This is a genomic window from Methylobacterium sp. TK31, from assembly GCF_055361545.1.
Genome location: NZ_CM143964.1, coordinates 4,185,126 through 4,205,659, shown reverse-complemented (window position 1 = coordinate 4,205,659; position 20,534 = coordinate 4,185,126). Strand labels below are relative to the sequence as shown.

The following is a 20,534-nucleotide window of genomic DNA, read 5'->3' as shown; positions in this document are numbered from 1 at the left end:
TCGCGGGGCGAGCGGATCAGGCCCCGGAGGCCGGGCGCACGAGGTCGGCGAGTTCGACCGGGCAATCGCCGTCGCGGGCGATGACGACGACCGGGACGGCCTGGTGCCGGGCGATCGCCGCCGCGACGAAGTCGGGCGGCGTCGGGGCGTCCGGGCTGGCACAGACGACGAGCCCGAGGAGCGGGACGCCGTGCGCGCGCAGGGTCTCGGCCGCCGTGAGCGCGTGGCTGATCGCCCCGAGATAGGAGCCCGAGACGAGAAGCGCCGGCAGGCGGAGCGCCTTGAGCCAGTCGAGGCCGGTCGCCTCCCCGGTCACCGGGCTCATCACGCCGCCGACCCCCTCGATCAGCAGGGTGGTGCCCGGGGGCGTGGCCGCGATCTGCGTCCCGCACCAGTCGACGAGGTCGTCGAGGGCGAGGCTTCGGCCCTCGCGGGCGGCGGCGAGGTCGGGGCTGAGCGGAGCGGCGAAGCGCCAGGGCGAGCAGGCGGCGACCGTCTCGGGCGTCACGGCGAGGCCCTGCGCCGCGAGCAGGCGACCGGTGTCGCTCTGCGCGAAGTCCGCGGCGTCGAGGGGTGGAACGCCGCTCGCCAGGGGCTTGAGGGTGCGCACGCCCTGGCCCAGGACGCGCAGCCGCCGCGTCAGGGCGGCGGTGACGTAGGTCTTGCCGATCTCGGTCCCGGCGCCGGCGACGAAGACAGCGCGGGGGTCGCTCACTTCTCGACGAAGGCCTTCTCGATGACGTAGTGGCCGGCCTCGCCGTGATTGCCCTCCTCGTAGCCCCCTTCGGTCAGCAGCTGGCGGGTGTCGCGGATCATGTCGGGCGAGCCGCAGAGCATGAAGCGGTCGTTCTCCACCGACATCGGCGGCAGGCCGATATCCTCGAACAGCTTGCCCGAGGTCATCAGGTCGGTGATGCGGCCGCGGTTGCGGAAGGGCTCGCGGGTCACGGTCGGGTAGTAGATCAGCCCGGCGCTGATGACCTCGCCCAGGAACTCGTGGTTCGGCAGGTCCTGGGTGATGGTCTCGCCATAGGCGAGTTCCTGCACCTGGCGGCAGCCGTGCACGAGCACGACCTTCTCGAAGCGCTCGTAGGTTTCCGGATCCTTGATGATCGACATGAACGGCGCGAGGCCGGTGCCGGTGCCGAGGAGGTAGAGGTTCTTGCCGGGCATCAGGTTGTCGAGCACCAGGGTGCCGGTGGGCTTCTTGCCGACGATGATCGGGTCGCCGACCTTGAGGTGCTGCAGCTTCGAGGTGAGCGGACCGTTCGGAACCTTGATCGAGAAGAACTCCAGCTCCTCCTCGTAATTGGCCGAGACGACGCTGTAGGCGCGCAGCAGCGGCCGGCCCTCGACCTCGAGGCCCATCATCACGAACTCGCCGTTGCGGAAGCGGAAGGCGGGGTCACGGGTGGTGCGGAAGGAGAACAGCGTGTCGGTCCAGTGGTGGACGCTCAGCACACGCTCCTCGTTGAACTTGCTCATCGACGGTCCGTCTCGAATTTCGCTCGAATCTCGAAGCTTTGCGTGGGGTCTTCTCGCACCTGCGGTAGGCCCGTCAAGGCGGCGCGCGTACGCAGGCGCACCACGGTGAGCGGCCTGGAATCGTTCTTAATTCCGCCCGCAGGGGTCAGAGCGGCTTCAGCCCGGCCTCGATCTCCGCGCGGCGGGGTTCGAGGAAGGGCGGCAGCGCGAGGCGCTCGCCCAGGGTCTCCATCGGCTCGTCGGTGGCGAAGCCGGGCCCGTCGGTGGCGATCTCGAACAGGATCCCGTTGGGTTCGCGGAAGTAGAGGCTGCGGAAATAGTAGCGGTCCACCGGTCCGCTGGAGGGCATGCGCCGCTGCTTGAGGCGGTCGGCCCAGGCCCCGTAATCGGCGTCCGGGATGCGGAAGGCGACGTGGTGCACGGCGCCGGCCCCTTGGCGAGCGGGCGGCAGAGCCGGCTCGGCCACGAGGTGGAGTTCGGCGGCGGGGCCGCCTGCACCCATCCGATAGACGCGGACCTCACCCTCGGGAAGCTCATAGGTTCGGTCGCGGCTCATGCCGAGGATCTCGGTGAGCACGGCCTCGGTCCGCTCGACCTGCGCCACGCTGAGGCGGATCGGCCCGAGGCCGCGGATCTGGTGCTCGGCCGGCACGGGGCTCCGCGCCCAGGGATGGGCCTCGCCGGCGCCGGCGTCGTCCACCAGCATCAGGCGCTGGCCCTCGCCATCCTCGAAATCGAGGGTGAGGCGGCCGTCGCGCTCCACCGGCACGGCATGGCTCACGCCCTGCCGGGCGAAGTGCTCGCGCCACCATTCGATCGCGTCGGCCCCCGAGACGCGCAGGCCGGTGCGGCTGATGCTGTCGGTGCCGCGCCGCTCGGGAGGCGCCGGCCAGTCGAAGAAGGTCACGTCCGTGCCGGGCGCGGCGAGCCCATCGGCATAGAACAGGTGGTAGGCCGATACGTCGTCCTGGTTCACCGTCTTCTTGACCAGGCGGAGGCCGAGGACCCGCGTGTAGAAGGCGAGGTTGTCGGCCGCCTGCGCGGTGATGGCGGTGAGATGGTGGATTCCGGTGATCTGCATCGGCTGATCCCTGTGCGGCGGGCGAACCCGTGAGGTGGGGCGGCAGGCCCGAAAACGAAACGGCCCCCGGGAGGGGGCCGTTCGACGACGCCGGACCGGCTGCTCAGAGGGCGCCGGCCAGGAGGCCGAGGCCCGCGACGGCGAGGCCCGCACCCGCCACCCGCAGGGCGGCGAGGCTGCGCACGAGGCGTCCGGCCGAGAGGCCGAGACCGAGGCCCGCAGCATGCAGGAGCGCGGTCGCACCGAGGAATCCGAGGCCGTAGGCGAGGCCCGAGCCGGTCCCCGGCATCTCGGCGCCGTGGGCGTGGCCGTGGAAGACCGCGAAGGCGCCCACCAGGGCCATGGCCGCGGCCACCGGAAGGGCCGGGCGCAGGGCCAGGGATGCACCGAGCACCACCACCGAGAGGGCGATCCCGATCTCGACGAAGGGCAGGCCGACGCCCGCGGCCCCGAGGGCGCCGCCGACGGCCATCATGCCAAGGAAGGACAGGGGCACGAGGACCAGGGCCCGGCCCCCGATCCGGGCCGCGATCAGCCCGACCGCCACCATCGCAAGGACGTGGTCGAGGCCGCTCATGGGATGAAGGAAGCCCTGAGTCAGGCCGCCGGCGGCCTCGTGCCCGGGATGGGCCAGGGCCGGCGTCGCGGCGAGGCCCATCGCCGCCACGAGGGCGAGGCGGGCCGGCAGGGAGGCGAGGCGTGATGTCATCCGGACTGTCCCGAGCTTGAAAACCAGCGGTGCAGCATCGTCGCCGCCCCGGCGGAAACTAGCAACCGCCGTGCCCGCGTACAGTCCCGATCAGACGCTCCCGGGCGCGGCGGTTCGTCCGCGCCCTCGGGCATCCGTGTTTCCTCAGAAGTCCGTGGGCCGGCCGGCGGCGACAACCAGCATCTTCCCGTCCGCGAAGGTGCGGGCGCCGGCGCGGCGGATATCGGCCTGGGTCACGTTGGCGACGAGATCGTTGCGGCGGGCGATGTAGTCCATGCCCAGGCCCTCGAAGGCGATCTGCACGAGCTGGTGCGCGATCTTGGTCGAGGTGTCGAAGCCGAGGGCGTAGGAGCCGGTCAGGTAGTCCTTGGCCTTCTGGAGCTCCTCGTCCGAGGGGCCGTCCGTGATCAGGCGGCCGATCTCCTCGCCGATCACCGACAGGGCCTCGCCGACGCGCTCGTTCTTGGTGGCGGTGTAGCCCCAGGTCATCGAGGCGGCCCGGTGGCTGACGAGGGAGGTGCCGACCGAATAGGCGAGGCCGCGCTTCTCGCGCACCTCCTGGAACAGGCGCGAGGTGAAGGAGCCGCCGCCGAGGATGTGGTTCAGGACGTAGGCCGGGATGAAGTCCGGGTCGCACCACGGCACGCCGTTCATGCCGAAGCGGATCACGGATTGCGGCACGTCGAGATCGACCACGTGGCGCGTGCCGATGTTCTGCATCCGGGTCTGGGGCACGGCCTTGAGGGGGGCGGCCATGTCGAGCCTGCCGAAGGCCCGGTCGAGGCTTTCGGCGAGGCGCGCCGCGTCGATGGCGCCCACCGCCGCGACCTTCACGGCCCGGCGCCCGATGATCTGGCGATGCATCGCCACGAGGTCGTCGCGGGTGATCGACGCGATGCTCTCGGGAGTGCCCGAGGAGGGGCGGGCATAGGGGTGGCCGGCATAGGCCTCGGCGAAGAAGCGGCGCGAGGCCATCACGCCCGGATCGTTCTGCTGGTAGCGCAGGCCCGCCAGGGTCTGGGCCCGGACCCGCTCGATGGCGTCAGGGTCGAGGCGGGGCTTGGCCAGGGCCAGGGCCAGGAGGTCGATGGCCTCGTCGGCATGCTTGACCAGCATCTTCAGGGAGCCGCCGAGGGCATCGGAGCCCGCATGGAACGAAAGCTCGATGGCCCGGGCCGCGAGGCGCTCCTGGAAGGCGTCGGAGGAGAGGTCGCCGGCGCCCTCGTCGAGGAGGCGGGCGAGCATCTGGGCCACGCCGGCCTTGCCCTCGGGATCCTGCGCCGCGCCGCCCTCGAAGGTGAAGGCCAGGGCGATCAGCGGCACCACCGGGGATTCGACGTGCCACGCCTCAATGCCGGGCGCCGCCGCGACGGGGACCGCCCGGGTCGGCGAGGTCGCGGAGCGGGTGGCGGCGGAATCGAGCAGGTCGGTGGTGGCCACGGTCATGGGAACCTCAAACTGTGCGCGGGGCGCGGCGGCGGACGCCGCTGCCTCTCGAATTGCGTGGCCCGGCCGCGGGGGCCGGGGACGGCCTCAGGCCGCGTCGGCCTCGCGGGCCTTGGTCAGGTAGCCGGTGACGGACCGGGACGGCGTCAGGTAGCGCTCGGCCACCGCCGCGAGCCGGGCCTTGGTCACCCCCTCGATGTCGGCGGGCCAGCGGCGGACCTCGTCGATACTCTCGCCGATGGCGAGCGCCGAGCCGTAGATGCGGGCGAGCGAGGACTGGCTGTCGGAGGAATAGACCGTCTCGGCCACGAGCCGGGTCTTGGCCCGCTCGATCGCCTCGGGCTCCAGGGCCTCGGAGGAGACGCGGCGCAGGACGCGGTCGACCTCCTCCTCCAGCTTCTCCAGGCTGACGCCCTCGGCGGGGATCGCGTAGACGGAGAAGCGGGTGTCGTCGATGGCCGAGCCCATGTACCAGGCCCCGGCATTCACGGCGACGCCGAGCTCCATCACCAGCTTGCGGTAGAGGTAGGAGGTGGAGCCGCCGCCCATCACCTCGGCCAGTAGTTCCAGCGCGTGGCACTCGCCGTCCCGCGCGGTGATGCAGGACGGGGTCAGGTAGAGCCGCTGCAGGGTCGGCTGCTCGACCTTGGGATCGGCCACGGCGAGGCGGCGGAGCGCCCGGGGCTCCGGCTCCCGGGCGCGGATGCGCAGGGGCCGGGCGCCCTGGGGGGTGACGCGGCCATAGGTGTCGTCGGCGATGCGGCGGACGTCGTCCGGGGTGACGTCGCCCGCCACCACCAGGATGGCGTTCTCGGGCGTGTAGAAGCGCTTGTAGTAGTCGAGGGCGTGGGTGCGGTTCAGCTCCTCGATCTCGTGCATCCAGCCGATGATCGGCGTGCCGTAGGGATGGTGCACGAACAGGGAGGCGGCCATGGCCTCGGAGAGCTGGGCCGAGGGGTCGGTCTCGACCCGCATGCGGCGCTCTTCGAGCACCACGTCGCGCTCGGGCGCCACCACGGCGTCGTCGAGGACGAGGCCGGTCATGCGGTCGGCCTCGAACTCCATCATGGTCCGGAGGTGGTCGCGGGCGACGCGCTGGAAATAGGCGGTGTAGTCGTAGGAGGTGAAGGCGTTCTCCTGGCCGCCGAGGCCCGAGACGGCCTTCGAGAACGCACCGATCGGGTGTCGCTCGGTGCCCTTGAACATCAGGTGCTCGAGGAAGTGGGCGATGCCCGACTGGCCGAGCGGATCATCGGCCGAGCCGTTGCGGTACCACACCATGTGGGTGACGACCGGGGCGCGGTGATCGGGAACGACGACGACGTCGAGGCCATTGTCGAGCGCGAAGGCGCTGACCTCGGGTCCGCCCGCCTCGGAGCGCCCGAAGGGGGCGGCGTCCGCACGGCCGGCGCTGGCATGGCCACGCGACGGACCGAAGAGGGGGGTGTCCTTCCTGAACAGATGCATCAAGCTTGATCCTTCCAACGGCCGGCCGCGCGTGAGGGCCATCCCGTCATGTTGGCATTGCGCCGCCTCCGCGCCACCGGGGTGCGTCGGAGGGGCAGGAAACGGGTCCTCGTCCGGTGCGCGCTGCCCCTGCGGCACCGGGTCGGACCCGGGATGTCAGTTCGCGGAGCGGGCCCGGACATAGGCGCCCGGATCGGATTCCTCGCGCTCGCGATAGGGATTGTTCACGGGGTCGCCGTTGGACTTGGCGACCTTGCGCGGCGGCTTGCGGTAGCCGGTCGGCGGATCGGTGAGCATGTCGCGGTCGGGCTCGACCGCGGAGGGCTCCGCCACCTCGGCCGAGCGCAGGCCGAAGGGATTCGACCAGAAGGAATTGCGGTCGTCGTTCTCGCCCTCGGGCCGGCCGGGCTCGGTGCGGGTCTGGGCGCCCGCACGGCGCCCGCCGCGCATCTCGTCGATGGAGAGGGTCATGTTGTTGTCGTTCATGCGTCCCTGGGCGCCGCGCACGATCGGCTTCTTGGCCTCGTCGCGCTCGCGTTCCCGCTGGACGATCTCGGGATCCTTGGGCCACTGGGCCGAGGCCTCAGGCTGGCGCGGCGGCGGCAGGGCCTTGCCGTCGAGCTTGGGCGGCATCACGAGGGGCGCGCGCTCGCGGTAGGTGATCGCGGGCTTCTCGGGCTCGATCAGACCGATGCTGCTGAGGGTGTCGCGCATGAACACGCCCTGCTGCGCCTGCGCGCTTCCGGCCGTCAGGACGCCCGCCACCACCATCAGCAACCCGCGATGTCCGATCATGCTATCCCCGCTCTTCGCCCGGTTGTGGGTCTCGGTCTCCCGAGCCCGGATGGTCGCCTTGTGCAGCGATCCTGATCCGACCTCCTCGGCCTGATCCCGGTTTCGGGCGATCGTATGGCGCCTTGACCGCACTGCACCAGCCTCCCCGGCACAACGATCCCGGTTGTGGTTTACGGATCACAGGTCGGCGGGAAACGACAGGGGCGGCTCAGAGGCCGGAACCGGTGCTCCGCGGCGCCGGCCTGAGGCTGTCGAGGATGAGGCCGACGACGCCCGCGACGATCGCCGCATCGGCGATGTTGAAGACGTACCAGGACCAGGTGCGCCAGTGCAGGTGCACGAAGTCGAACACCGCGCCGTAGGCCGCGCGGTCGATGGCGTTGCCGATGGCCCCGCCCGCCACGAGCCCGAGGGCCACGGCGAGCAGGCGCGATTCCGCCCGCCGCATCCAGAGCGTCAGGCCGAGGGCGGCGAGGCACGAGACGCCGACCAGCACCCAGCGCCCGATCCCGCCCTCCTGCTGGAACATCCCGTAGGACACCCCCCGGTTCCAGACGACCAGGAACTCGGCGAAGGGCGCAAGGCGCCAGGGCTGCGTCAGCACCAGGTCGGTGCCGAGATAGAGCCAGAGCTTCGAGGCCTGGTCGAGGACCAGGGTGACGAGGAGCGCGACGAGCCCCAGGCGGAAGGGCGTCACGGACAAGGGCGGGTCCTCCCCCCGCGACGGGGGAAGGGCAGGCGCGGCATCGGCCTCACGCGGCGCTCGTGCCGGCATGCGCCGCGTCCCACTCGCGCAGGGCGCGCGCGTCGCGCGGCGTCACGTCGGGGTAGTCCGGGTCGCTGCCGACCTCGGGCGTCACCCGCCAGGACCGGGCGCATTTGCGGCCCGCGGCGAGGGCGGGCACCACCGCGACGCCGCGCACGTCCTCGAGACGGAACGCCTCCGCAGGGCCCTCGCCCGCCGCGATGCGGATGGCGGAGGTGATGCAGATATCGGCGAAGTCGACACCCTCGACCACGGCGCGCAGCTCTGCATCCGCGACGTACACGGTGGGCGCCGCCTCCAGGCTGGCGCCGATGCGCTTGGCCGTACGCTCGATCTCCAGGGCGCCGGTGACGACCCGGCGCACCCGGCGGATGGTCTGCCAGCGCGCCGCCAGCGCCTCGTCCCGCCAGGCGGCGGGCGTCTCCGGCAGGGTCTGGAGATGGACCGAGCCGGTCTCCGACGGGTAACGGTCGAGCCAGGCCTCCTCCGCCGTGAAGGCGAGGACGGGCGCCAGCCAGATCGTGACCCGGCGGAAGGTCTCGTCGATGACCTGGAGGGCGGCCCGGCGCACCGGCGACGAGGCCGGGTCGCAGTAGAGCACGTCCTTGCGCACGTCGAAGTAGAAGGCCGAGAGGTCGCCGGTCATGAAGCCGTTGAGGAGCGCCACCACGCGCTTGGTGTCGAAGGTGGCGTAGGCCTCGCGGATCTCGCCGTCGAGCTCGGACAGCCGGTGCCGGATCAGGCGCTCGAGTTCGGGCAGTTCGGCCTGGGCGATCTCGGCGTCGGGCTCGAAATGCGCCAGCGACCCGAGCATCCAGCGGATCGAGTTGCGCAGCTTGCGGTAGGTCTCGGCGAAGGTCTTGATGATCTCCGGGCCGATGCGCAGGTCGTCGGCATAGTCGGAGGCCGCCACCCACAGGCGCAGGATGTCGGCGCCCGAATCCTTGATGACGTTCTGCGGCGCGACGACGTTGCCCTTCGACTTCGACATCTTCAGGCCCTTCGGGTCGAGGACGAACCCGTGGGTGAGGACGATGTCGTAGGGGGCGCGGCCGCGCGTGCCGGCGGATTCGAGCAGCGAGGACTGGAACCAGCCGCGATGCTGGTCGGAGCCCTCGAGATACATCACCGTGTCGGCGCCGCCGTCGCGGCGGCGCCTGACGCCGGACAGGCCGGGGAACTGCTCCGGATCGTCGAGCACGAAGGCGTGGGTCGAGCCGGAATCGAACCAGACGTCGAGGACGTCCGTGACCTTCTCGTACTCGGCCGGATCGTGGTCGGGGGCGAGGAACCGGGCCCCGTCCGCATCCGTGAACCAGGCATCGGCACCTTCCGCCGCGAAAGCCTCGGCGATGCGCGCGTTCACCGCCTCGTCGCGCAGGACCTCGTGGGTGCCGCGCTTGACGAAGACGGTGATCGGCACGCCCCAGGCGCGCTGGCGCGAGACCACCCAATCGGGCCGGTTGGCGACCATGCCGTTGATGCGGTTCCTACCCTGGGGCGGCACCCAGCGGGTGTCCTCGATCCCCCGCATGGCGACCTCGCGCAGGGTCCGGCCGCCGAGCGACTCGACCGGCTTGTCCATGGCGATGAACCATTGCGGCGTATTGCGGAAGATGACCGGCTTCTTCGAGCGCCAGGAATGGGGATAGCTGTGCTTGAGCGTGCCGCGCGCCACCAGGGCGCCGGCCTCGGTCAGCGCCGCGATGACCGCCTTGTTGGCGTCGCCCTTCTCGCCCTTGTGGTTAAGGACGAGTTTTCCCGTGAAACCGGGAGCCTCCTCGGTCAGCGCTCCGTCGGCATCCACGGTGTAGGGGATGCGGGTCTCGATGCCGCGCTGGGCGAGGGCCCGTCCGTTGGCCGTCCAGACCTCGAAATCCTCGCGGCCATGGCCCGGCGCCGTGTGGACGAAGCCGGTGCCGGCCTCGTCGGTGACGTGCTCGCCCTCCAGGAGAGGCACGGCGAAGTCGTAGCCGGGCACGTGGCCGGCCAGAGGATGGCTCAGGGTCAGGCCGGCGAGCTCGGCCGGGGCGACGTCGCGCAGGCGCTCGAAGGCCTCGACACGGGCGCTCGCGAAGACGGACGCCGCCAGGGTATCGGCGAGGACGTAGCGGTCGCCGACCTTGGCCCAGTTGTCCTCGGCGGCCGCCGTGACCCGATAGAGGCCGTAGGCGACCTTGCGCGAATAGGCGACGGCGCGGTTGCCCGGCATGGTCCAGGGGGTCGTGGTCCAGATCACCACGCGCGCGTTGGCGAGATCCGGGGACGCGCCGGCGATCGGCCGGAACGCGGCGAAGATCGTGTCGCTGACATGGTCCTCGTACTCGACCTCGGCCTCGGCCAGGGCGGTCTTCTCCACCACCGACCACATCACCGGCTTCGAGCCGCGGTAGAGCTGGCCCGTCATCGCGAAGGTCATGAGTTCGCGGGCGATCGCGGCCTCGGCCGGGAACGACATGGTCACGTAGGGGTGTTCCCAGTCGCCGGTGACGCCGAGGCGCTTGAACTCCTCGCGCTGCACGCCGAGCCAGTGACTCGCGAAGCTGCGGCATTCCTGGCGGAACTCGATGACCGGCACGTCGTCCTTGTTGCGGCCCTTGGCGCGGTACTGCTCCTCGATCTTCCACTCGATCGGCAGGCCGTGGCAGTCCCAGCCCGGCACGTAGTTGGCGTCGTAGCCGAGCGTTCCCTGCGCGCGGACGATCACGTCCTTCAGGATCTTGTTCAGCGCCGTGCCGATGTGGATGTTGCCGTTGGCGTAGGGGGGGCCGTCGTGCAGCACGAATTTCGGCCGGCCGGCGGCCTGCGCGCGGATCTGCCCGTAGAGGTCCGTGGCCGCCCAGCGCTCCAGCAGCAGGGGCTCGCGCACCGGCAGGCCGGCCCGCATGGGGAATTCGGTCTGGGGCAGGAACAGGGTCTTCGAGTAGTCGCGGGCGGGGGCCGCGGCGGGGGAGGTCTGGTCGCTCATGGGATGTCTGTGAGGTCTTCGGCGCGGATCGGCATGGAGGCGGTCGGCGGGCGGAGGTGCCACCGGGGCCGGCGGAACGGAGGCGAGTCGTCGCCCTCCCGGCCTTCGCATCGGTCCGCCGCAGCGGCCCTCAGGCGCAGGCCGGGCTCATAATTCGAGGCCGGGACGCGCTCGGCACGCCGAACCGTCCGCGCAGATCACCATCGACGCCCATGCGGCGGCTTCTAGCAGCGGCGCAGGCGCGAGACCAGCGAGCTTTCCGGGTTCCGCCCGCGCGATGCATTTGCCGCCCTCGAATCGCCGAGTCGTGCATTTCCCGGTCCTGCATTCCTCAGTCCAGATTTTCTCAGTCCTGAATTTCTCTCGGGACCTTTTTCAAGCTCGGCCGTTGTTCCGCACGCGTTCGGGTGCCCTCCGGCCTCCTGCCGGGAACCACGTCTGTCCGGGTGACCGAGACGCGGCGTCATAGGGAGACACGACCATGAGAAAAGCTCTGCTCGCCGCCAGCCTCGTCCTGTCCGCCTTCGCCCTGTCGGGCGCGGCCGAAGCCCAGGGCCTGCCGGGCGGCATCCGCCGCGGCGCGGCCGAGGGCGACCGGGTCGCCGGTCCGGTGGGCGGCATCGTCGGCGGCGCCGTCGGCGGCGCGGTGGGCACCGTGAACGGGGCGCTCGGCATCGATCCGGGCCGGCGCGCCTACCGCACCCGCATGAAGTCCCGCCGCCACTACCATCACCGCCGCCACCGCTGAGGCGGTCAGGAATCCCGCGGGACGAGCCCGGCCTCCGGCCGGCGGCGCCCGCGGGATTCCTGGGCCAGGAGGTAGAGCCCGGAGCCGATGACGATGGACGCGCCGGTCAGCGTCCACCGGTTCGGCACGTCGCCGAAGACGAGGTAGCCGAGCAGCACCGACCAGAGCAGCTGGGTGTAGATGAAGGGCGCCAGCACGTTGGCCGGCGCCCGGGCATGGGCCAGGACCAGCAGCCAGTGCCCCAGCGTACCGAACAGGCCGACCCCGATCAGGAGGGCCCAGGCGCTCCATGCCGTCGGGGTGGTCCAGATCCAGGGCAGCAGCGGGCTCATCACCGCGAGGCCGGCGAGGCCCGAGTAGAACACCGTCGTGGCCGTCGAATCGACGCCCGCGAGCTTGCGGGTGATCAGCACGTAGAACGCGTAGCACAGCATGTTGCCGATGCTGAGAAGCACCGCCGGCTGGAACGCGCCGACGCCCGGCCGGACGATGACCAGCACGCCGAGGAAGCCGATCCCCACCGCCACGAGCCGCCGCGGCGACGACCATTCGCCCAGCAGCGGGCCGGCGAGCAGCGCCACCATCAGGGGCGTCGCGAACTGGATCGACAGGGTCTCGGCGAGCTGGAGCTTGCGCAGCGCCAGGAAGTTGAGGGCCGTCGACCCGAACAGCAGCAGCGAGCGCAGCACCTGGAGCGTGAGCCGGTTCGTACGCGCCACCCCGGGCGTCCGCACGGGATTGAGGACCATCAGCACCAGGGAGACGTTCACGGCGTAGCGCATGAAGGTCGAGAGCAGCGGATCGACGCCGAGGCCGGCGAGGGTCTTGGCCGAGGCGTCGAGACAGGCGAAGAACGCCAGCGTGCCGCACATCAGGGCGATGCCGGCCAGGCGCCGGTTCGTGGGCGCGGCGCCCCCTGGTTCTGACCTCACGACCCGATCCCGATCCGGGGCGGCGTTCCGCCCGTCTGCACTGTGCGACGGAGGTGGTTTAGAGCAGGCACCCCGCCCCGCACACCCGCGCTCAGGTCGGGTCGGCTCCGGCGCCGAAGCATCGCTCCACCCCGCCGGGAAACGGAATGCCAACCATCCGTTGCACGCAGGACGGTCAATCGTGCGACCTGCACCCAGTCTTATCGATCTCCGCCTGAGCCTGTTCGGCGAACGTCACCGGCGGAGGCCATCCATGACGAAGGCCATACCCCTGATCGCCACCTTCGGGCTGCTCTGCCTGATGATTCTGCCCGCGCCCGGAATCCTGGGGCTGATGATCGGCCTCGCCTGCGCGATCACCATCGTGCTCTGCGCGGTCCTCTGGCTGTTCGACCGGGCCGCCTCGCAGCTCGCCCTCGCCATGGAGCGGACCGGCGAGCGCTTCAAGCGCCGGCGGGCGGTGCATGCGGGCTCGGGCATGATGCGCAAGGCCAAGTCCCCGAAGATCCCGCCCCCGAAGATCCCGGCCCCGAAGAGCTCGGCTCCCCAGACCTAGGCTTCGACGGCCAGGCCGCTCCAGCCGGCACCGGCGGGAACGCGCCCTGCCCCGAGGGACCTCGGCCCTAGAGCGCCTCCGGAACCGCCAGGGTCTCCGGCTCGTCCTCGTCCATCTCGGAATCGCCCTCGACCTCGTGGCCGGTGACGCCGGACACCTCGGCGAGGTTGCGGGCGGCCTTGCGCAGGAGCTTGCGCAGCCGGCGCTTCTCCTTGCCGTCGAACCCGTCCAGGAGTTCCGCCTCGACATCGTCCCAGAGCCGCTCGATGGCCGCCGCCTTGGCCAGACCCGTCTCGGTGAGGCGCACGCGCACGATGCGGCCGTCGCCGGCCTCGGCGCGGCGCTCGACGAACCCGAGGGCGGCGAGCCGCGAGATGGTCTTGGACGCGGTCGGCGGGCGCACCCGGAGGGTCGCGGCGAGGTCGCCCATGGTCATGGTCCCGGCCGCGGCCAGGGCCTGCACCACCTGCTCCTGCCCGGCGAAGAGATCGAGGGCGGCGAGGCGGTCGCCGATGCGGGAGCGGTGCAGGCGCGCGGCCTGGACCAGGGCCCAGCCCACGCTCTTCGAGCCCGGGGGCCGCAGGCGCTTGTCGGACTTGCTCATGCTCCGCTCGCCATCCCTGTCACCGCCCGTCCCGGGGAGCGAGGCCATCGCCGCGCGGGCCAAGCCCTCGCCGGGTTCGGCCATCCCGCGCTCGTCAGCCGCCCGCATCGCTCGTCCTCTCCGACATGTTAACCCGCGGGCGGTGGGCCCGCGCCGGTCAATCCGGACGCATCCACCGGCAACCCGGCCCCGCAGACCCGGATACCGGCGACCGCAGCCGTTCCCGCCTGATGGCGGCATGACCGGCCCGTATGAAGCTGCGATGACAGAGCCCCCGGCTCGTGGCCGCCAGGACGGGAAAAGTCGGCTAAACGGCCGTTCGCGCCGTCGCCTGGACGAAGCCCGACCCCTGGATTAAGCGTTGCGGACCATCGTCGGCGGGCCCGATCCCGGCCCCGCGAAGACATCACAGCCCCGCGAAGACATTCCGGCCCCGGCGAAGCCCTCCCGGGACCCGATGCCCTCTCTCAGGAGCCCCATGAAGGCAGTCATCCTCGCAGGCGGTCTCGGCACGCGCCTCTCCGAGGAGACGGTGACCCGCCCCAAGCCCATGCTGGAGATCGGCGGCCGGCCGATCCTCTGGCACATCATGCAGATCTTCGCCGCCCACGGGGTGCGCGAATTCGTGATCTGCCTCGGCTACAAGGGCTACGTCATCAAGGAGTTCTTCCTGAACTACCGTCTGCACCTGTCCGACGTGACCGTCGACGTCGGGCGCGGCCATGTCGATTTCCACCGCAGCACCGCCGAGGACTGGCGCGTCTCGCTGATCGAGACCGGCGAGACCACGATGACGGGCGGACGCCTGAAGCGGGTGCGCGACTACCTCGGCGACGACGACTTCTTCATGACCTACGGCGACGGCGTCGCCGACGTGGACCTGACGGCGCTGGCCGCCTTCCACCGGGCGCACGGCAAGCTCGCCACGCTGACGGCGGTGACGCCGCCGGGCCGCTTCGGCGCGCTGGAACTCGAGGACGGCACGGTGCGGCGCTTCCGCGAGAAGCCCGCCGGCGACGGCGCGACCATCAACGGCGGCTTCTTCGTGCTCTCGCCGCGCGTGCTCGACCGGATCGCGGGGGACGCCACCGTCTGGGAAGCCGAGCCCCTGGAGGGCCTCGCCGCCGACGGGCAGCTCGCGGCCTACGTCCATGCGGGCTTCTGGCAGGCCATGGACACCCTGCGGGACAAGAACCACCTCGAAGCCCTGTGGGCGGGGGACGCGCCGCCCTGGAAGTGCTGGTAGTCTGGCGCGCCAGCGCAGATCGTTTCCGGAGATCGTTTCACAGCGTGCAGCCCTCGCCCTTTCCCCTGCCGCGCACGCGCGACCCGAATCCCGATCCCGCCTTCTGGGCCGGGCGGCGGGTGCTCGTCACCGGCCATACCGGCTTCAAGGGCGGCTGGCTCTGCCTGTGGCTGGAGCGCCTGGGCGCCCGGGTGAGCGGGCTGGCGCTGGCCCCCGAGACCACCCCGAGCCTGTTCGCGGCAACCGGCCTCGGCAGCGGGCTCGATTCGCACCTCGCCGACATCCGCGACGCCGCGGCGGTCCGGGCGTGCCTGGACGCGACCGCCCCCGAGATCGTCGTCCACATGGCGGCCCAGGCCCTGGTGCGCGCCTCCTACCGCGATCCGCTGGCCACCTACGCCACCAACGTGATGGGCACCGCCCACGTGCTGGAGGCCGTGCGGGCGACGCCCTCCGTGCGGGCCGTCGTGGTGGTGACGAGCGACAAGGCCTATGCGAACCGCGAATGGCCCTGGGGCTACCGCGAGACCGAAGCGCTCGGCGGCCACGATCCCTACAGCAGCTCCAAGGGCTGCACCGAGCTGGTCGCGGCAGCCTACCGGGCCTCGTTCCTCGCAGAGCGGGACTGCCGGGTCGCCACCGCCCGGGCGGGCAACGTCATCGGCGGCGGCGACTGGTCCGAGGACCGGCTCGTGCCCGACATCGTCCGCGCCTTCGCACGGGGCGAATCGGTCGAGATCCGCGCGCCGCACGCCACCCGGCCCTGGCAGCACGTGCTCGAACCCCTGAGCGGCTACCTGCGTCTCGCCGAGTGCCTGGCGGCGGACGAGGGGCCGCGCTACGCCGAGGCCTGGAACTTCGGCCCGGCCGACGAGGATTGCCGGCCGGTGGCGCATCTCGTCGACGGGCTCGCCCAGGCTTGGGGGTCCGATGCCCTGTGGCACCTGTCGGAGGCGATCCACCCGCACGAGGCGACCTTCCTCAAGGTGGATTCCGCCAAGGCGCGGGCGCATCTCGGCTGGGACCGGCGCCTGCGCCTCGACGCGGCGCTGACCTGGACCGCGGCCTGGTACCGGGCGCAGGCCGGCGGGGCCTGCGCCCGCGACCTCACCCTGGCGCAGATCGGCGCCTACGAAGCCCTGGGAGCCCGACCGGCGTGAGCGCACACCGTCCCTGCCGTCTCTGCGGAGCGCCCCTCGCCCGGAGCCTGGTCGATCTCGGCCTGTCGCCGCTCGCCAACGCCTACGTGCCGGCGACCAGCGCCAACCGGGGCGAGCGGGTGCATCCCCTCCACGCCTTCGTCTGCGAGGCCTGCTTCCTCGTGCAGCTGGAAGCCTTCGAGACGCCGGAGGCGATCTTCTCGGACTACGCCTACTTCTCGGGCTTCTCGGCGGGCTGGCTCGCCCATGCGGAGGCCTATGTCGCGGCGATGCAGGCCCGCTTCGGCCTCGGCACCGCGAGCCGGGTCGTGGAGGTGGCGAGCAATGACGGCTACCTGCTCCGCTCGGTGGTGGCGCGCGGGATTCCCGCCCTCGGGGTCGAGCCGGCCGCCAACGTGGCGGCGGTGGCGCGGGCGCGCGGCATTCCCACCGAGGTCGCCTTCTTCGGGGCCGAGACCGCCACCCGCCTCCGTGCCGAGGGCCACGCGGCCGACCTGATGGCGGCCAACAACGTACTCGCCCACGTGCCCGACCTGCACGACTTCGTGGCGGGCTTCCGCATCCTCCTGAAGCCCGAGGGCGTGGCCACCTTCGAGTTCCCGCACCTCCTGCGGATGATCGAGGCGCGCCAGTTCGACACCATCTACCACGAGCACTTCTCGTACCTCTCCCTCGGCGTCGTCGCGCGGCTCCTCGAGGCGCACGGCCTGCGGGTCTTCGACGTGGAGGAATGGCCGACCCATGGCGGCTCGTTGCGGGTCTTCGCCTGCCACGGGGCGGCCGCGCAGCCGCAGGGTCCGGCGGTGGCCCGGGTGCTCGCCGAGGAGCGCGCCGGCGGCCTGTTCGAGGCGAGCGGCTATGCGGCCTTCGCGGAGGCGGTCGTGCGCATCAAATGCACCACCCTCGCCTTCCTGGCGGAGCTGCGGCTCAGCGGAAAGACCGTCTGCGCCTACGGGGCGGCGGCCAAGGGCAACACCTTCCTCAATTACTGCGGCATCGGCCCCGAGCTGGTGCGGGCGGTAGCGGACCGCTCGCCGCACAAGCAGGGCACCCTCCTGCCCGGCAGCCGCATCCCGGTGGTCGCGCCGGAGGCCCTCCTGGCGCAGCGGCCGGACTACGTCCTGATCCTGCCCTGGAACCTGAAGGACGAGATCGCCGGCGAGATGGCGGCCATCCGGGACTGGGGCGGGCGCTTCGTCACCGCGATCCCGCGCCTCTCGGTGTTCTGAGCCGATGCGCTTCGAGGCCCTGCCGCTCTCCGGCGCCTTCCGCGTCAGCCCCGAGCCCCATGCCGACGAACGCGGCTTCTTCGCCCGCACCGCCTGCGCGGAGGCGTTCGCCGCGCAGGGGCTCATCGGCACCTTCGCCCAGTCCAGCATCTCCTACAACGCCCGGCGCGGCACCGTGCGCGGCCTGCACTTCTCCGCCGAGCCCCATGCGGAGACCAAGCTGGTGCGCTGCACGGCCGGCGCGATCCACGACGTCATCGTCGACCTGCGACCGGATTCGGCGACCTATCTCCGGGCCTACGGGACCGAACTCAGCGCCGCGAACCGCCATGCCCTCTACATTCCGGCCGGCTTCGGCCACGGCTTCCAGGCCCTCAGCGACGGCGCCGAGGTGCTCTACATGATCGACCGCCCCTACGTGGCCGGCAGCGCCCGGGGCCTGCGCTGGAACGACCCGAGCCTCGACGTCGCCTGGCCGGAGCCCGTCACGGTGATCGCCGAGCGCGACCTCGCCTATCCCGACTGGGTGCGGTGAGCGGCCGTGTCCTCGTCACCGGCGCGGCCGGCTTCGTCGGCCGCCACGCCGTGCCGGCCCTGCGGGCGCGCGGCTTCGAGGTCCACGGCGTCGGGCGGGCCGCATCGGCGGACGCGCACTGGCACGCGGCCGACCTGCTCGTGCCGGAAGAGCGGCGCGCGCTGATCGCGAGGATCCGGCCGAGCCATCTCCTCCACCTCGCCTGGGACGCGGAGCCCGGCCGCTACTGGACCTCGGCGCGCAACCTCGACTGGGTCGCGGCCACCCTCGATCTCGCCCAGGCCTTCGCGGCGGCGGGAGGCCGGCGCTTCGTCGGGACCGGCACCTGCGCCGAATACGAATGGGGACCGGCCCGCTTCCACGAGGCGACCACGCCCTGCCGGCCCGCGACGCTCTACGGCGCCGCCAAGGACGGGACGCGGCGCATCCTGGAGGCCTATGCCGGCACGGCAGGCCTCGGCTTCGCCTGGGGCCGGCTGTTCTACCTCTACGGCCCCGGCGAGCGCCGCGGGCGGCTCGTGCCGGACGCGATCCGGGCACTGACCGCCCGCACCGGGTTCCCGACCTCGCACGGGCGCCAGCGCCGCGATTTCCTGCATGTCGCCGATGCCGCCGAGGGTCTGGCCGCCCTGGTCGCGCGTGACGTCAGCGGGCCCGTGAACATCGCCTCCGGCGCGGCGATCCCGGTGCGCACGCTCCTCGAAGGACTCGCCGCCCGGATCGGGGGCGCCGAGCATCTGGCCTTCGGCGCCCGGCCTCTGAGCCCGGCGGAACCGCCGGTGATCGAGGCCGAGACGCGCCTTCTGACGGACGCGCTCGGGTTCAGGGCGCGCTTCGACCTGGACCGCGGGCTCGACGACACCGTCGCGTGGTGGCGCGCCCGAGGGGACGCGCCGGGTTGAGGCGTCGGGCCCTCAGCAGGGCAGCAGGCCCTTGAGCTGGGACAGGATGTCCTCGCCGGTGCAGGGCCGGGCGATGAACCGGGCGCCCTTCGGCATCCGCTCGGGATCGGGCGCGGCGCGGCCCGAGACGATGACGATGGGCAGTTGCGGCCGGGCCTCGGAGACCGCGGTCGCGAGCTCGAAGCCGTTGGTCTTGCCCGACAATTCCACGTCGGTGATCAGGCCGCAGATGTCGGGGCGGTCCTGGATGATGCCGAGCGCCCGCTCGGCCGAGGCGCATTGCACGGTCTCGTAGCCGCCATTCTCGAGAACGTCGCCGAGATCCATGATCGTCAGGGCCTCGTCCTCCACCAGCAGGATCACCGGCCGGTCGTCGTTCGCCTTCGCCTCATCCACCACGATGCACCCTCCAGCCTGTCTGGCCGCGGGCCCCGCCCGGGACCGCCCCCCCGCCTGGAGCCAGGGGGCCCGCACGGCGCGATCAGGGATTCCGGAGATCCTGGACATGGGGCCAGCGCAACGTCATCCCAACGAGCGACGGGGGCGTGGGTTGCACCGGATGCGGGCTTGTGCCGTCAGGGGGCGACCGCCCGCACCACCGCCCGCATGGCGCCGAGGAGCTCGGCGAGATCCGCCGGCGCGATGGTGAGCGCCGGGGTCAGGTAGACGATGTTGCCGAAGGGCCGGACCCAGGTGCCGTGCGCCAGGAAGCGGCGCTTCAGGTCGGCGAGGTCGGGCGCCCGGCGGAACTGCACCGCCCCGATCGCCCCGAGGACCCGGATGTCGGCGACGTGCGGCAGGCCCCGCAGGGGTTCGAGGCCGTCGGCGAGGGCGGCCGCGAGAGCGGCGACCTGATCGAGGCGCGGCTCGCGCGCGAACAGGTCGAGGCTGGCATTGGCCGCCGCGCAGGCGAGCGGGTTCGCCATGAAGGTCGGCCCGTGCATCAGGGCGGCGGCGGGATCGTCGGAGAGGAAGCTCTCGAACACGGCCCCCGTGGCCACGGTGGCGGCCAGCGCCATCGTGCCCCCGGTGAGCGCCTTCGAGAGACAGAGGATGTCCGGCACGATGCCGGCCTGCTCGCAGGCGAACAGGGTGCCGGTGCGCCCGAACCCGGTGAAGATCTCGTCGGCGATCAGCGGCAGCCCGTGGCGCGCCGCCAGCCGCGCCACCCTCGCCAGCACCTCGGGGGGGTGCATCCGCATGCCGCCGGCCCCCTGCACCAGGGGCTCGACGATCACCGCAGCCAGGGTCTCGCGCTCGGCCGCCAGGGTCGCGTCGAGGGCGGCGACCTGCGCCGCCGTCCGGGGCAGGTCGCAGAAGACCTGGGCCGGCAGGTAGGCGCCGAAGCGCCGGTGCATGCCCTCGTCGGGATCGCAGACCGACATCGCCCCCAGGGTGTCGCCGTGATAGCCCTCGCGGAAGGCCAGGATGCGGGTGCGGCCGGGCACGCCGCGGTTGATCCACATCTGCACCGCCATCTTCAGGGCGACCTCGACGGCGACCGAGCCGGAATCCGTGAAGAAGACGTGGTCGAGGTCGCCGGGCAGCAGGGCGGCCAGGCGCGCGGCCAGCCGCTCCGCCGGTGCGTGGGTGAGCCCGCCGAACATCACGTGCGGCATCGCCTCCAGCTGCGCGGCCACGGCGGCGCGGATGTGGGGATGGTTGTAGCCGTGGGCCGCCGTCCACCACGAGGCGATGCCGTCGATCAGCTCGCGCCCGTCGGCGAGCACGATGCGCGAGCCGTGGGTGCGCACGGCTTCCAGCGGCGGGGCCGCCCCCTTCATCTGCGTGTAGGGCCGCCAGAGATGCTGGATGCGCGGGCTGTCCATGGTCCGCAGGGGATGGGCCGGCGCAGCGGCGGGGTCAAGGCCGTCCGAGATGCGCCCGGCGCCGGCCGGGATCATC

At 72.0% G+C, this 20,534-nt stretch carries 20 protein-coding genes; 7 read left to right on the top strand and 13 right to left on the bottom strand.

The genetic code is table 11. From position 1 onward, the window contains the following. Positions 1-16: 16 nt before the first annotated feature. The 9 genes from bioD to ileS form a co-directional block, all read right to left on the bottom strand. Positions 17-715, bottom strand: a complete 699-nt coding sequence (gene bioD / locus ACXJY8_RS19520) for a dethiobiotin synthase (protein ID WP_463772390.1) — start codon at positions 713-715, stop codon at positions 17-19. After that, the gene (locus tag ACXJY8_RS19515; RefSeq protein WP_055946326.1) at positions 712-1,485 is read right to left on the bottom strand and encodes a ferredoxin--NADP reductase; all 774 of its coding nucleotides are present in this window, start codon (positions 1,483-1,485) and stop codon (positions 712-714) included. Before ACXJY8_RS19515 ends, bioD begins: the two co-directional genes overlap by 4 nt. Positions 1,486-1,630: 145 nt before the next feature. Continuing rightward, positions 1,631-2,566, bottom strand: coding sequence for a ring-cleaving dioxygenase (locus ACXJY8_RS19510; protein ID WP_463772382.1), 936 nt, complete (start codon positions 2,564-2,566; stop codon positions 1,631-1,633). A 103-nt stretch (positions 2,567-2,669) separates the two neighbouring features. Further along, positions 2,670-3,275, bottom strand: coding sequence for a HupE/UreJ family protein (locus ACXJY8_RS19505; RefSeq protein WP_463772379.1), 606 nt, complete (start codon positions 3,273-3,275; stop codon positions 2,670-2,672). A gap of 144 nt (positions 3,276-3,419) precedes the next feature. Beyond that, positions 3,420-4,721 (bottom strand): M16 family metallopeptidase, encoded by a 1,302-nt coding sequence (locus tag ACXJY8_RS19500; protein WP_463772376.1) that lies wholly within the window; start codon positions 4,719-4,721, stop codon positions 3,420-3,422. 87 nt (positions 4,722-4,808) lie between these two features. After that, the gene (locus tag ACXJY8_RS19495) at positions 4,809-6,188 is read right to left on the bottom strand and encodes a M16 family metallopeptidase (RefSeq protein ID WP_463772372.1); all 1,380 of its coding nucleotides are present in this window, start codon (positions 6,186-6,188) and stop codon (positions 4,809-4,811) included. 156 nt (positions 6,189-6,344) lie between these two features. Next, positions 6,345-6,983, bottom strand: a complete 639-nt coding sequence (locus ACXJY8_RS19490; protein WP_463772368.1) for a hypothetical protein — start codon at positions 6,981-6,983, stop codon at positions 6,345-6,347. 208 nt (positions 6,984-7,191) lie between these two features. Beyond that, positions 7,192-7,680, bottom strand: coding sequence for a signal peptidase II (lspA, locus tag ACXJY8_RS19485; protein ID WP_463780834.1), 489 nt, complete (start codon positions 7,678-7,680; stop codon positions 7,192-7,194). 55 nt (positions 7,681-7,735) lie between these two features. Further along, positions 7,736-10,717 carry an isoleucine--tRNA ligase gene (gene ileS, locus ACXJY8_RS19480; protein ID WP_463772365.1) on the bottom strand — a complete coding sequence of 994 codons (2,982 nt, stop codon included), beginning with the start codon at positions 10,715-10,717 and terminating at the stop codon, positions 7,736-7,738. Between the two features lie 481 nt (positions 10,718-11,198). On the opposite strand from ileS, the gene ACXJY8_RS19475 reads away from it, so the two are divergent. Further along, positions 11,199-11,465 (top strand): hypothetical protein, encoded by a 267-nt coding sequence (locus ACXJY8_RS19475; RefSeq protein ID WP_463772361.1) that lies wholly within the window; start codon positions 11,199-11,201, stop codon positions 11,463-11,465. Between the two features lie 5 nt (positions 11,466-11,470). Here the strand turns inward: ACXJY8_RS19475 and ACXJY8_RS19470 are convergent, their stop codons facing one another. Beyond that, complete coding sequence (locus ACXJY8_RS19470) at positions 11,471-12,397, bottom strand: DMT family transporter (protein ID WP_463772358.1); 927 nt, start codon at positions 12,395-12,397, stop codon at positions 11,471-11,473. A 253-nt stretch (positions 12,398-12,650) separates the two neighbouring features. Between ACXJY8_RS19470 and ACXJY8_RS19465 the strand changes: the two genes are divergently transcribed. Further along, complete coding sequence (locus tag ACXJY8_RS19465) at positions 12,651-12,953, top strand: hypothetical protein (RefSeq protein WP_463772355.1); 303 nt, start codon at positions 12,651-12,653, stop codon at positions 12,951-12,953. A gap of 67 nt (positions 12,954-13,020) precedes the next feature. Here the strand turns inward: ACXJY8_RS19465 and ACXJY8_RS19460 are convergent, their stop codons facing one another. Further along, entirely contained in the window at positions 13,021-13,557 is a 537-nt protein-coding gene (locus tag ACXJY8_RS19460; RefSeq protein WP_463772353.1) for a MarR family winged helix-turn-helix transcriptional regulator, read from the bottom strand. A gap of 478 nt (positions 13,558-14,035) precedes the next feature. On the opposite strand from ACXJY8_RS19460, the gene rfbF reads away from it, so the two are divergent. From rfbF to ACXJY8_RS19435, 5 genes are read left to right on the top strand one after another with little or no spacing between them, the layout of a single operon-like run. Continuing rightward, positions 14,036-14,803: a glucose-1-phosphate cytidylyltransferase gene (gene rfbF / locus ACXJY8_RS19455; protein ID WP_463772350.1), complete on the top strand. Its 768-nt coding sequence runs from the start codon at positions 14,036-14,038 to the stop codon at positions 14,801-14,803. A gap of 44 nt (positions 14,804-14,847) precedes the next feature. Continuing rightward, complete coding sequence (gene rfbG / locus ACXJY8_RS19450; RefSeq protein WP_463772347.1) at positions 14,848-15,963, top strand: CDP-glucose 4,6-dehydratase; 1,116 nt, start codon at positions 14,848-14,850, stop codon at positions 15,961-15,963. Then, entirely contained in the window at positions 15,960-17,192 is a 1,233-nt protein-coding gene (locus tag ACXJY8_RS19445) for a methyltransferase domain-containing protein (protein ID WP_463772345.1), read from the top strand. Before rfbG ends, ACXJY8_RS19445 begins: the two co-directional genes overlap by 4 nt. A 4-nt stretch (positions 17,193-17,196) precedes the next feature. Further along, the gene (locus ACXJY8_RS19440; protein ID WP_463772342.1) at positions 17,197-17,727 is read left to right on the top strand and encodes a dTDP-4-dehydrorhamnose 3,5-epimerase family protein; all 531 of its coding nucleotides are present in this window, start codon (positions 17,197-17,199) and stop codon (positions 17,725-17,727) included. Then, positions 17,724-18,629 (top strand): NAD-dependent epimerase/dehydratase family protein, encoded by a 906-nt coding sequence (locus ACXJY8_RS19435; protein WP_463772340.1) that lies wholly within the window; start codon positions 17,724-17,726, stop codon positions 18,627-18,629. Before ACXJY8_RS19440 ends, ACXJY8_RS19435 begins: the two co-directional genes overlap by 4 nt. Positions 18,630-18,641: 12 nt before the next feature. Here the strand turns inward: ACXJY8_RS19435 and ACXJY8_RS19430 are convergent, their stop codons facing one another. Together ACXJY8_RS19430 and ACXJY8_RS19425 are read right to left on the bottom strand one after the other, a co-directional pair. Then, positions 18,642-19,028, bottom strand: coding sequence for a response regulator (locus tag ACXJY8_RS19430; RefSeq protein WP_463772338.1), 387 nt, complete (start codon positions 19,026-19,028; stop codon positions 18,642-18,644). 176 nt (positions 19,029-19,204) lie between these two features. Continuing rightward, the gene (locus tag ACXJY8_RS19425; RefSeq protein WP_463780832.1) at positions 19,205-20,458 is read right to left on the bottom strand and encodes an adenosylmethionine--8-amino-7-oxononanoate transaminase; all 1,254 of its coding nucleotides are present in this window, start codon (positions 20,456-20,458) and stop codon (positions 19,205-19,207) included. Positions 20,459-20,534 lie beyond the last annotated feature (76 nt).